At 67.3% G+C, this 12,113-nt stretch carries 11 protein-coding genes; 8 read left to right on the top strand and 3 right to left on the bottom strand.

The window, feature by feature from the left end; translation table 11 throughout:
• The first annotated feature begins 1 nt into the window (after nucleotide 1).
• The 5 genes from cyoC (at nucleotide 2) to FBZ90_RS01955 (ending at nucleotide 3,951) form a co-directional block, all read left to right on the top strand.
• Nucleotides 2-637, top strand: a complete 636-nt coding sequence (gene cyoC / locus FBZ90_RS01975; RefSeq protein ID WP_145729343.1) for a cytochrome o ubiquinol oxidase subunit III — start codon at nucleotides 2-4, stop codon at nucleotides 635-637.
• Nucleotides 637-1,020, top strand: coding sequence for a cytochrome o ubiquinol oxidase subunit IV (gene cyoD / locus FBZ90_RS01970; RefSeq protein WP_145729342.1), 384 nt, complete (start codon nucleotides 637-639; stop codon nucleotides 1,018-1,020). Before cyoC ends, cyoD begins: the two co-directional genes overlap by 1 nt.
• 213 nt (nucleotides 1,021-1,233) lie before the next feature.
• Nucleotides 1,234-2,562, top strand: a complete 1,329-nt coding sequence (locus FBZ90_RS01965; protein ID WP_145729341.1) for an ATP-binding protein — start codon at nucleotides 1,234-1,236, stop codon at nucleotides 2,560-2,562.
• A complete protein-coding gene (locus FBZ90_RS01960; RefSeq protein ID WP_145729340.1) occupies nucleotides 2,549-3,106 on the top strand; it encodes a response regulator transcription factor in 558 nt (185 codons plus the stop codon). The genes FBZ90_RS01965 and FBZ90_RS01960 overlap by 14 nt, the downstream gene beginning before the upstream one ends.
• A gap of 80 nt (nucleotides 3,107-3,186) precedes the next feature.
• Nucleotides 3,187-3,951: an SDR family NAD(P)-dependent oxidoreductase gene (locus FBZ90_RS01955; protein ID WP_145729339.1), complete on the top strand. Its 765-nt coding sequence runs from the start codon at nucleotides 3,187-3,189 to the stop codon at nucleotides 3,949-3,951.
• Here FBZ90_RS01955 and FBZ90_RS01950 read toward each other — a convergent pair.
• Both FBZ90_RS01950 and FBZ90_RS01945 read right to left on the bottom strand, forming a co-directional pair.
• On the bottom strand, nucleotides 3,941-6,793 hold the full coding sequence (locus FBZ90_RS01950) for an ATP-binding protein (RefSeq protein WP_145729338.1): 2,853 nt from the start codon (nucleotides 6,791-6,793) through the stop codon (nucleotides 3,941-3,943). The genes FBZ90_RS01955 and FBZ90_RS01950 overlap by 11 nt on opposite strands.
• A 94-nt stretch (nucleotides 6,794-6,887) precedes the next feature.
• Entirely contained in the window at nucleotides 6,888-7,811 is a 924-nt protein-coding gene (locus FBZ90_RS01945) for a LysR family transcriptional regulator (protein WP_145729337.1), read from the bottom strand.
• Between the two features lie 147 nt (nucleotides 7,812-7,958).
• Between FBZ90_RS01945 and FBZ90_RS01940 the strand changes: the two genes are divergently transcribed.
• The 3 genes from FBZ90_RS01940 to FBZ90_RS01930 all read left to right on the top strand — a co-directional run bounded on the left by FBZ90_RS01940 (nucleotide 7,959) and on the right by FBZ90_RS01930 (nucleotide 10,584).
• A complete protein-coding gene (locus tag FBZ90_RS01940; protein WP_145729336.1) occupies nucleotides 7,959-8,657 on the top strand; it encodes a pirin family protein in 699 nt (232 codons plus the stop codon).
• Nucleotides 8,658-8,938: 281 nt separating this feature from the next.
• Nucleotides 8,939-9,400, top strand: a complete 462-nt coding sequence (locus tag FBZ90_RS01935; protein WP_145729335.1) for a Dps family protein — start codon at nucleotides 8,939-8,941, stop codon at nucleotides 9,398-9,400.
• 353 nt (nucleotides 9,401-9,753) lie between these two features.
• Nucleotides 9,754-10,584 carry an alpha/beta fold hydrolase gene (locus tag FBZ90_RS01930; protein WP_211101895.1) on the top strand — a complete coding sequence of 277 codons (831 nt, stop codon included), beginning with the start codon at nucleotides 9,754-9,756 and terminating at the stop codon, nucleotides 10,582-10,584.
• 83 nt (nucleotides 10,585-10,667) lie between these two features.
• Here FBZ90_RS01930 and FBZ90_RS28050 read toward each other — a convergent pair whose 3' ends face one another.
• On the bottom strand, nucleotides 10,668-11,879 hold the full coding sequence (locus FBZ90_RS28050) for a glycosyl hydrolase family 28-related protein (RefSeq protein ID WP_211101880.1): 1,212 nt from the start codon (nucleotides 11,877-11,879) through the stop codon (nucleotides 10,668-10,670).
• Between the last annotated feature and the right edge of the window lie 234 nt (nucleotides 11,880-12,113).

Genomic DNA, 12,113 nt, shown 5'->3' with positions numbered 1-12,113 from the left:
GATGAGCAACGCACATTCCGTCGCGGCCGCCGACGCGGCCCTGCTTCACGGCGTGGAGGCTCATGACGAGCACCACGACGACGGGTCCAAGACCACGCTGGGGTTCTGGATCTACCTGATGAGCGACTGCATCCTGTTCGCCGCCGTGTTCGCGGCGTTCGCGGTGCTGCGCGGACAGACGGCCGGCGGGCCGGACGCCAAGGAGCTGTTCAGCCTGCCCTACGTGGCCGGTGAAACCGCCTTCCTGCTGGTGTCCAGCTTCACCTACGGCATGGCCATGATCGCCGCCGAGAAGCAGAAGCAGTCGGCCACCCTGCGGTGGCTGGGTGTCACCCTGCTGCTGGGCCTGGGCTTCATGTTCATGGAACTGCATGAGTTCGCCGAGTTGATCGGCGAGGGTGCGGGCCCCGACCGGTCGGCCTTCCTGTCGTCGTTCTTCACCCTGGTCGGCACCCACGGCCTGCACGTCCTGTCCGGCATGGTCTGGATGGTGACGCTGATCGCCCACGTGTTGCGCCGTGGCCTGACCCACGCCAACATCGTCCGCCTGACCTGCCTCAGCCTGTTCTGGCACTTCCTGGACATCGTCTGGATCGGCGTGTTCACCATCGTCTACCTGTCGGGAGTGGCCGCGTGATGGCTACCGCACACACCACTGCTCACGGCCATGATCATGGCCACCATGGCGCCCATCACGGCGAAGGCGCTCACGGCAGCGTGAAGTCCTACATCGTCGGCTTCGTCCTGTCGGTCATCCTGACCGCCATCCCCTTCGGCCTGGTCATGTCCGGCGCCCTGCCGGCCGGGACCGCCATCCCGGTGTGCTTCGGTCTGGGCATCGTCCAGATCATTGTGCATCTGGTTTACTTCCTGCACATGAACAGCTCGTCGGCCCGTTCCTGGAACATGGCCGCCTTCCTGTTCACGCTGCTGATCGTCGCCATCCTGGTGGTCGGTTCCTGGTGGGTCATGCTGCACCTGAACGCCAACATGATGCCGGGCGCCATGCCCATGGAGTAAGGCGTCTTCCCGGGGGGAGGGGTGGGTCACCATCCCTCCCCCCGGGGTCGCTTCCCCCCGTACCGCCATTGACCATCGTCAGGGCGACCACGAGACCACCCCGGCCCCTGCGGCGGGATGGCCCCGTGGTCGCCTTCGTCATTGCCGGCCCCCCGTTGAACCGTTAGTCCTACCGGAAAAGACATCCGTCACCCGGGGAGGACTAGGGACAGGATGGAAGAGATTTCGATCCAGGACTCGACCAACAAGAAGAACCTGCTGCTTCTTGTCACCCTGCGATGGCTGGCGGTCGGCGGCCAGGTGGCGACCGTCACCATGGCCCAGGCTTGGTTCGACATCGACCTGCCGCTGATCCCCATGGTCGGGGTCATCCTGTTCCTGGTGCTGCTGAACCTGATCAGCCTGTACCGCAGCCGCACCTGCACCACCGTCACCAATGCCGAGCTGTTCCTGGCCATGCTGCTGGACGTGGCCGCCCTCACAGTGCAGCTGTACCTGAGCGGGGGCGCCACCAACCCCTTCATCTCCCTGTTCCTGCTGCAGGTCATCCTGGGCGCCGTGCTGCTGCAACCGGCCCTGACCTGGACCCTGGTGGGCCTGACCAGCGCCTGCTTCGTCGGGCTGACGGCCTATCACCGCGACATCGCCCTGTTCTCCCAAGGGCTGGCCTCCGCCGGGGGCGCGTGGCCCCGGGTGTTCGACCTGTACCTGGCGGGCACCTTCATCTGTTTCCTGCTGGCCTCGGTGCTGGCGGTCAGCTTCGTCACCCGCATCAACGGCAACCTGCGCCAGCGCGACGCCCGCCTGTCCGACCTGCGGCAAAAGTCGGTGGAGGAGGACCACATCGTGCGCATGGGCCTGCTGGCCTCGGGGGCCGCGCATGAGTTGGGCACGCCGCTGGCCACCCTGTCAGTCATCCTGAACGACTGGCAGCACATGCCCGCCAACACGCGGGACGCCGAACTGCTGGACGACGTGACCGAAATGCAGGCGGCACTGGCCCGCTGCAAGGAGATCGTGTCGCGCATCCTGCTGACGGCGGGGGAGGCGCGCGGCGAAGGGGCGGCGCGCACCACGCTGGTGCGCTTCCTGGACACCGTGGTGGCCGACTGGCGCCAGGCCCACGCCGACCGGGCCATCGACTACACCAACCACATCACCGACGATGTGGCCATCGTGTCAGACACGGCCATCAAGCAAAGCCTGTTCAACATCTTCGACAACGCGCTGGAGGCCAGCCCCGCCTGGGTCGGCATCGACGTGGCCTGCCATGACGGCGTGCTGACCGTGACGGTGCAGGACCGGGGCCCCGGCTTCGCACCCGACATCCTGGCGCGCTTCGGCAAGCCTTACCAGTCCACCAAGAACAAACCTGGCCGTGGTCTTGGCCTCTTCCTTACGGTCAATGTGGCGCGCAAACTGGGTGGGCGGGTAACCGCCGACAACAACCCAGCCGGTGGCGCCACCGTGGAACTGCGCCTGCCCATCGACTCACTAATAATCCCGGATGGGGCGATCGAGGATGCCGATGACGGACGATAACCTTATTGCCGACGATGACGCCCCCGTCCTGCTGATCGTGGAGGACGACCCCTCCTTCGGCCGCGCCTTGAAACGGTCGTTCGAGCGGCGGGGCTATCATGTGGTCAGCTGCGACCGGGCGGAGGCCCTGCCCGACCTGCTGACCAACGAGGCCCCGGATTTCGCCGTGGTGGATCTGAAGCTGGCCGGCGCGTCGGGGCTGGAGTGCGTGAAGATCCTGCACGCCCACGATCCTGAGATGAAGATCGTGGTGCTGACCGGCTTCGCCAGCATCGCCACGGCGGTCGAGGCCATCAAGCTCGGCGCCTGCCATTACCTGGCCAAGCCGTCCAACACTGACGATATCGAGGCCGCCTTTGGCCGCACCGAGGGTGACACCGGCGTCAGCCTCAGCAGCCGCACCACATCCATCAAGACGCTGGAATGGGAACGCATCCATGAGACGCTGGCCGACACCGGCTTCAACGTCTCCGAAGCCGCCCGCCGCCTGGGCATGCACCGCCGCACCCTGGCCCGCAAGCTGGCCAAGCAACGGGTGAATTGAGGCAACCGGTTTTTGGTTGACGCCACAACCTTCCGGGCTGGAAATGGCCTGACCAAAAATCGGGAGGGGTCCGGGGGGTCATGAATCTGTTCAGCCTGGCGGGCAAGCGCGCGCTCATCACCGGTTCGACCCGGGGCCTGGGACACGCCATCGCCCTGGAAATGGCCCGCGCCGGCGCGCGGGTGGCGATCTCCAGCGAGGTGGCCGACGATTGCGCGCGGGTGGCGGCGGCGTTCCAGGATGACGGCCTGGCGGCCCTGCCCCTTCCCTGCGACGTCGGCGATGACGCGGCCCTGGACCGCCTGGCGGAGGGTGTCGAGGCCCAAATGGGCGGCGTCGATATCCTGGTGTGCAACGCCGGCCTGAACCTGCACAACGGCCCCAGCGCCACCACGTCGGACGATGCCTATGACCGCATCATGGCCATCAACCTGCGCAGCGCCTTCCGCCTGTGCAACCGCCTGGTGCCGCCCATGGCCGCGCGGGGCGGTGGGGCCGTGATCCTGATGTCCAGCCTGTCCGGCCTGCGGGGCAACCGCAGCCTGGGCGTCTATTCCCTGACCAAGGCGGCCCTGGCGCAGATGGCGCGCAACATGGCGGTGGAATATGGCCCCGGCAACGTGCGGGTCAACGCCATCTCCCCCGGGCTGATCGACACCGACCTGGCGGCGGTTTTCAAGGCTGACCCGGCCCGGCTGGAAAAGCGCTTGGCGCAGACACCCCTGCGGCGCATGGGCACCCCACGGGAGGTGGCGGGCACGGCGGTCTATCTGGCGTCGGCCGCCGGTGCCTTCGTGACCGGCCATAACCTGGTTGTGGACGGTGGCACCCTGATCACGGATTGAGGCGCGCCAGCAGGGCGCGGGCCTGCCGCAGGTCGGCGGTGCCGAAGCCCTCGGTAAAATGGCCGTGGGTGGCGGCCAGGAGGGCGGGCGCGTCCGGCGCCAGGCCCGTGTCCAGGTGCAAACGGGCCAGGTCGATAGCCAGCCGCAGCCGCCAGGTCCACGCCCCCTGCCGCTCCGCCTGGACCAGGCCTTGGCGATAAAGGGCCTCGGCCTCCAGGGGCTCCCCCCCCTGGACCAGCATCAAGCCACGCAACCGCGCCAGCTCCGGCAGCGTCCAGCCTTCCTCGTTGGCGTGGGCGCGGGCCAGGGCCGCGTCTATCATGGCCAATCCGCCGGGCAGATCGCCAGCCCTGGCCATCGCCAAGGCCGTTTCCCGCACCAACACGGCATAGCGCGCGTGCGACAGGTCGCCCAAGGTCGCCATGGCGCGGCACAGCTCATCCAGCAGATCCCGGCCACCACCGGCCTTGAGGCGCAGGATCATATCCAGGCAGCGGCCCCAAGGTTGCCATGCCGTCAGGCCGTACCTGTCCGCCAGCATCAGCAGCAGGTCGGTGTGCCGCCGGGCTGCCGCCAGGTCGCTTGTCAGCATGGCCAGGGGGCAGGCCGCCAAGCCCAGCACGGAGCATGTGGTGTAAGCATGGTCCATGGCCGCAGCCTGCTGCAAGGACTGGCGCAACAGATCCAAGCCCTGGTCGACGTTTCCCTGCACCCAGAGCACGCCGGCCAGCGTGCTGCGCGCCATGATCTGCTGGTCCAATTGGAAGCGGACACTGTGTCCGCTATCTGCCAGCGCCAGCGCCGCCTCAGTATGACGGCGGGCACCCGCTGGATCGCCCAGGAAGTAAAGCGCGGCCCCCACCAGACGCTCGGCCATGGCGGAAACGGACCGGTCGGGAGAATCCGCCGCCCCCTCTCGCATATGCAGGGCCAAGTCCAACGCCCGGCGCACATGGCCCTGGTTGAAGTGCACGGAATAGAGGCCCAACTGCGCCTGCAGCCGGCTATCGCCATCCCCCAGGCGCGTCGACGCGGTTAGGACATCCGCCCATAGGCGCTCCAGCTCCGGCGGCGCCAGATCGCCCGTCACTGTGGCGGCCATGGCCCGCAGCAGGTGAAGGTCCAGATCTTGCCGGTCGTCCACGAACGGCACCGGACTGGCCAGGGCCCGAGTGACCCAGCGCTGGCACTCCAACCACAAGGAAAGACACTTCCACAGGGGCGCCACGGCTAGAATCAGCTCCCGTCCCATGCGCACCCCATCGTCCCCGGAGGGGCCCCCATTGGAACCGAAGCACCAGTCCAGCGCCTGGAGCACGTTATCGATCTCCACCCCATCGCGGCGCATCATCTCGCCCGGGGGCGTGGTAGCCCAGTCCGACAGGGCGGCCTGGAACAGGCGCAGGTAATGGGTGGCGTGGGCCACCCGGGTTTCGGCGGCCAGGCCGCTGGCGTCCAGCCACTCCCGCGCATAAACCCGGATCGTGTCCAACAGTCGGTAGCGCGGCTCCGCCCCCCTATGGTCCGCGACCACCAAGGACTTGGCTACCAGTTCATCCAGGACTTGGGCGCTGGTGCCTTCGCCATCCAGATCCCGCGGGGAGACCACCGCCGCCACCGCCGCCTGGTCGAAGCCGCCGATGAAAACAGACAGGCGGTTCAACACGGCGCGCTGCGCGCCGGACAGCAGGGTGTAGCTCCAATCGAAGGCGGCGCGCAGGGTCTGATGCCGGGCGGCGGCCGTACGGCGCCCCCGGACCAACAGGCCCAGATCGTCCAGGCGTTGGGCGACGCCGGCGACGCCATAGGCGGCCACCTGCCCGGCCGCCAGTTCCAGGCCTAGGGGGATGCCGTCCAGACGCCGGCAAATCTCCGCCACGGTCCGCGCGTCTGCACCGTCCAGCGGGCCGCCCCCGGCGACCGCCGCCGCCCGCTCCGTGAACAGCCGCACGGCGGCGTGCCCCCAAATCTGGGCGGCATCACCATCCCGGGTCCGGGGCGGCACCGCCAGCGGCGCCAGCGCGTGCAAATGCTCCGCCGCCAAGCCCAGGGGCTCCCGGCTGGTGGTGAGGATATCCACGCCGGACGCGGCGGGCAGCAGGGAACCGACGAAGGAGGCCGCGGCCACGGTCACCGTCTCGCAGCTATCCAGGATCAGCAACATCCGCCGGGGCTTGAGGAAGGCCAACAGCGCCGGCAACGGGGCGCCGGCCTGTATCTGGGGCGCCAGACGACCGGCAACGACGCCCGGCACCAGCGCGCCGTCGCTCACAATCGACAGGTCGATCAAGGCGACGCCGTCGGGATAGCGATCCGCCACAGCAGCACCGATGGCCAGGGCGACAGTCGTCTTGCCCATGCCCCCGGGGCCGACGATGGTGACGAGACGCTGTCGCCCCAGGCGCGCCGCCAGAGCGGCAACGACCTCGCCCCGTCCCAACGGCGGGGCCAACTGGCGCGTCAGGGCGAAGGCGGCGACGGCAGGGGACGGCGGCGATGGAGTGCCGTCCCCCTCGCGCAACACCTGGGCGATGAAGCGGTAACCCTGGCCCGCGACCGTGCTGACATAAGGCCCATCGTCCCCGCGCTGCCCCAGGGCCCGGCGCAGTTGCGCCATCTGAACCCGCAGGTTGTTTTCCCCGACATGAAGGCCGGGCCAGACGCGCGCCTCCAGTTCCTCGCGATTCAGCACCTCGCCGGCGCGTTCGACCAAGGCCAGCAAGAGGTCGAGCGCTCGGCCGCGCAAGGCGATAGGCTGGCCCGCCGTCAGCAAGCGGCGGGCGGGATAGAGGCTGAAGGAACCGAAGCGGAAGACGGTTTCAGCGAGGGCGGCGGCAGGCATGGGGGAGTGGCCTCGATTGCGGCGCCCATCGGAGCAAAATTGGTTAACAAACGCAATCGCATCCCGGTGAACCTGTACGCCTGCACCCCTCGGGCTAAACCGGCGCCCGGGTCCAGGGGGCGGAACCGGCGGTGAAACGGTGCGCCAAGAAGTCCAGCAGCACAGCGACACGGGCGGCGCGCGGGCCACCGGCAGGGGTCACCAGGTTGATGGCCAGCGGCGGTGGCGCCCAATCCCGGCAGGCGACCACCAGCCGCCCGTCGCGGACCGCTTCCCACGCCAGGAAGTCGGGCTGCATGGCCACACCCAAGCCCGCCAGCAGCGCGTCCTGCAAGGCGTCGGCGTTGGTGGCGCTCAAGGGGCCCTTGACCCGCACCGACTCCTCCGTGCCATCCAGGTGAGTGAAGTGCCAAGTCTCCCCCGTTGCCAGGTAACTGTAGACCAGGCAGGCGTGATCCTTCAGGTCGCGCGGGCGGGCGGGCATGCCACGCTGCACGAAATAGCTGGGCGCGCCCACGACCCAGCGGCGAACGGGGCAAAGGCGGCGGGTGATCAGGCTGGAGTCCGCCAGCGCGGCGATGCGCAGCGCCACGTCGACGCCGCCCGCCACCAGATCCACCAGCCGGTCGTCCAGTTGCAGGTCCACCGTTACATCCGGATAGGCGGCCAGGAAATCCGGCAGCGCCGGGGCCACGTGCCGCACACCGAAGGACATGGGGGCGGCCAGGCGCACCCTGCCGTGCGGCTGGCTGGACTTGGCCTGCGCCTCCGCCTCGACCGCCTCCCCCTCCGCCAGGATTTGGGCGGCCCGCACCGCCAGCACGCGCCCCGTCTCGGTCAGGGAAAAGCGGCGGGAGGTGCGGTGGATGAGACGCTCACCCAACCGTTCCTCCAACCGCTTCACCGCCTTGGAGATGGTGGCGTTGGATACGCCGAAATCGCTGGCGGCGGCGGCGAAGGACCCGGTTTCCGCCACCTTGGCGAAAATGGCCCAGGCCTCAAGATCGGGGATGGGCATGGCGCGGCCTCCTGGGCCAGGACGTAAAAAATGGAAACGATGAAGTTCCATAGTTTCTATTTTCGTCAGCGTCAACCAGGGCCATCTTAAGTCCTGTCAGCGGCGCCCACCGACGCCGCGCCAGAGATGAAAGCAAGGAGCTTTGTCATGATCGAACGTCGTCCGTTCGCCAAGCTGGGTGGCGCCAACCACGGTTGGCTGAAGGCCAAGCACCATTTCTCGTTCGCCAGCTACTACGATCCGTCCAACATGGGCTGGGGTGCCCTGCGGGTCTGGAACGACGACGAGATCGCGCCCAAGTCCGGCTTCCCTCCGCATCCGCATGCCGACATGGAGATCATCACCTACGTCCGCGACGGCGCCATCACCCACCAGGACAGCGTGGGCAACGAGGGCCGCACCGAGGCCGGCGACGTGCAGGTGATGTCGGCCGGTTCCGGCATTCGCCATGCCGAGTACAATCTGGAGAATGAGACCACCCGCATCTTCCAGATCTGGATCCAGCCGGAAACGCGGGGCGGCACACCCTCCTGGGGCGCCAAGCCCTTCCCCAAGGCCGACCGGTCCGGCCGGTTCGTGACCCTGGCCAGCGGCTACGCCGAGGATGAGGGTGCCCTGCCCATCCGCGCCAAGGCCCGCGTCATGGGCGCCACGGTCAAGGCGGGTGAGCGCATCAGCCTGACCGTGGACCCTGCCCGCCATGTCTACCTGGTGCCGGCCAAAGGCGTGGTGGAGGTCGACGGCGTCCGCATCGAGGCCCGTGATGGCGCCGCCGTCACCGACCAGGCCACGATCGAGGTGGTGGGCGTCGAGGATGCCGAGGTGGTGCTGGTCGACGCCATCTGACGGCAGTGGGCCGATAAGGGTGGGCGCGGCGTCCGAAACGGCGTCGCGCCCACCACCACCCTGGCTTGATTGACCTTGATTGACCACTGCGGGCTTGGAACGGCGGCGGCACACCCTAGATCCCTAATGCCTGGTGCCGGCCGTCCATGGGGCGGCCCCACGGGGCGGTTTCCGAAAATGGCGCGCAGCGTTCAATAGGGCGACAAGCCTTCAAGACGGAACCGACGGGGGCTGCTACGTCCCGCTGCGCATCCCATTAAACCTCCACCGGAGAAGCGACGATGAGCAACAAGCCGAACTTCCAGGGTGTGCCCGGCGCGCTGACGCCCCTGCTGGCCGACATGTTCGCCCTGTACCTGAAGACCAAGAACTTCCACTGGCACATCTCCGGCCCGCACTTCCGCGAATATCATCTGCTGCTGGACGCTCAGGCGGCCCAGATATTCGCCACCACCGACGCCATCGCCGAGCGGGTGCGCAAGGTGGGCGGCACCACCCTGAAGTCCATCGGGCAGATCGCCAAGCTGCAGCGCATCAAGGACAACGACGCCGAGGGCGTGGGCGCCCTGGACATGCTGCGCGAACTGCATGACGACAACGTCACCCTGGCCGCCATCCTGCGCGAGGCGCACGAGGTTTGTGACGAGGCGGGCGACGTCGCCTCCGCCAGCCTGCTGGAAAACTGGATCGACGAGGCCGAGGAACGCGCCTGGTTCCTGGCCCAGACGATCAGCGCCGACTGACCCGGCACGCCCGTCGCCGGGCGACCATTTCTGCGCACAAACCATCAAATCGCGCGTGTCCCCTGCAAGTCACCGGTCCCCCGCCGCCCTACCTTGGGCGTCGCGGGGGCCGCACCCCGGTTCCGCACATCTCAAGGAACAGCAGGGTCATGACACCGAACAGCGACCTTTCCCAACCCGATTCCATTGCCGCTCAACCGCCCGAGAGCGGGGCGGAAGCCTCCCGCCGCGCCATTCTGGTGGGCGGCGCGGCCGTGGCGGCGCTGGCCGCCCTGCCCGCCCGCGCCGCCCTCGCGGCCAGCGACACCCCCTCTTCCCATGGCCCGCACGCGGCCCACAAAGGAACCCATGCCATGAGCTTCATCACCACCAAGGACGGCGTCCAGATTTTCTACAAGGACTGGGGCCCCAAGACGGCGCAGCCCGTCGTTTTCCATCACGGCTGGCCGCTGTCATCCGATGACTGGGACAACCAGATGATGTTCTTCCTGGCCCACGGCTATCGCGTCATCGCCCATGACCGCCGCGGCCACGGCCGGTCCACCCAGACCGATACCGGCAACGAGATGGACACCTACGCCGCCGACGTCATCGCGCTGGCCGCGGCCCTCGATCTGAAGAACGCCATCCATATCGGTCATTCCACCGGCGGCGGCGAAGTGGCGCGCTATGTCGCCCGGGCCGAGAAGGGCCGCGTGGCCAAGGCCGTGCTGATCGGCGCCGTGCCGCCCATCATGCTGAAGACCGACAAGAACCCGGGCGGTCTGCCCATGGAGGTGTTCGACGGCTTCCGCACACAACTGGTGGCCAACCGCGCCCAGTTCTACCGCGATGTCCCGGCGGGCCCCTTCTATGGCTTCAACCGCCCCGGCGCCAAGGTGTCGGAGGGGGTGATCAACAACTGGTGGCGCCAGGGCATGATCGGCGGCATCAAGGCCCACTACGATTGCATCAAGGCGTTTTCGGAAACCGACTTCACCGAAGACCTGAAGAAGATCGACGTGCCCGTGCTTATCATGCACGGCGATGACGACCAGATCGTGCCCATCGCGGACTCCGCGCATCTCGCCATCAAGCTGGTGAAGAATGGCACCCTGAAGGTTTATCCGGGCCTGCCCCATGGCATGGCCACCACCCACGCCGACACCATCAACCCCGACCTGCTGGCCTTCGCCAAGGGCTGAGTATGGCGTATTGAGGAACGGGCCGGCCGAGCATTCCCGGCCGGCCCGCTTTTTTTAACCGGAATTCGGTTAAAATTCCGGATCTAGTTGGAACTGATCGTCGCCTTGAGGTTCAGGGTCCCGCTGGGGGACGTGCCGGTACAATTCTCCGCCATCCAGGTGCAGCCCGTACCGCTGACCACGTCGAAGCCCCCACCCGACTGGCGCATCAGCACATGGCCGGCGGCGTTGCCGTTCACCTGGGCCAAGCGGGACTTGCCCGTGGTCGCCATGGCCCCGCCGGAGGATTGGTCGCAGTTGTCCAGCACCGTCAGGTTGCTGAACCAGCCCCGCACCATGTAGGTGGCCCCGCCGCCCTCGTTATAGCCGGTGCAGTTGCGCAGCCGCATCTGCACCAGGCCATAGACATGGGCGCCGTTGGGATCACCGGGCGACAGCGAGCGGCAGTTGTTCTCGAAGCCCACCTGCTCGATGGCGGCGCCGCTGGAGGTGCCGTTGTTGTAGTAGAAGCCATAGCTGCCGTTGTCGCGGCAGTAGCCGCCGAAGATACGAACGTCGGTGGTGCCGCCGTAGGTCGAATCAAAGTTGGTGGCCATCATGCCGCACTTGGTGTTCTGGGCGAAGAAGCAGCCCACCACGGTGATGGCGGAACAGACACCGCCCTTGGATTGGGCGAAGACGGCGCCGTTCTGCTTGCAATCCTGGAAGAAGCAGCCCACCAGCAAGGACTCGAAGACGTTGCCCTCAAACAATAATCCATTCAGACCCGCGCCCTCGATGCACAGCCCGTCGAGCGTGACATTGTAGAAGAAGTAGGAGCTGCCATAGGCGATGATGCGCAGGCCGTTGCCGTCCTTGCCGCTGCCCAGGATTTTCATGGCGCCCAAGATGCGGAAATACCGCACGGTGTTGACCGCCTGCAGGCTCATGATGTCGGTGCCGTTGGTGATGGTCGACACCAGCGTGGCGCCCTGCGCCTGCAAGCCCCAGGGCCTACCGGCGTCCTGGGTGGACACGAAGGAGATGGTCTTCGCTATGGCGTAGGTGCCGGCCGGCACGATGACCATCAAGCCCTTGGTGGCGGCGGCCGCCAAAGCCTTGGAGAAGGCGGCGCTGTCATCGGTGACGCCATCGCCCACGGCCCCGTAGTCATAAATGGTGGGCGTGGCCTTGGTCGTGGCGGTCTGGGCCACCTGGGTGGCCATGTCCGCCGAGGGCTCTCCCCCCGCGCGCGTGGCGGCGGACAAGCCGAAGGGCAGCGCGGCACCGGCCGCGATCAAATGTCGGCGATCCATGATTTACCTCGCTGAAAATCCGTGCTGCCCCGCCACCGCCCTTATTGGCGCTTGAATTACCCGCGGGATGACGAAGTTCCGACCCAAGAGGCGCTAGGCCTATGGAGGAGGGGGACCCATTCTTTCGGCGGCGCCGCGTTAAGCATTCACTCAGTCGAAGGGCGCCGCAAGACCAAAACAGTGCGTCAACAAGCGGCAAAAGACATACCCCTGACAGAAGAAAACAGGTCCTCT

It is taken from the genome of Nitrospirillum pindoramense, from assembly GCF_007827955.1.
Lineage (GTDB): Bacteria > Pseudomonadota > Alphaproteobacteria > Azospirillales > Azospirillaceae > Nitrospirillum > Nitrospirillum amazonense_B.
Note: the sequence above shows the minus strand (reverse complement) of the source record. Positions and strands in the feature narration are given on the sequence as shown.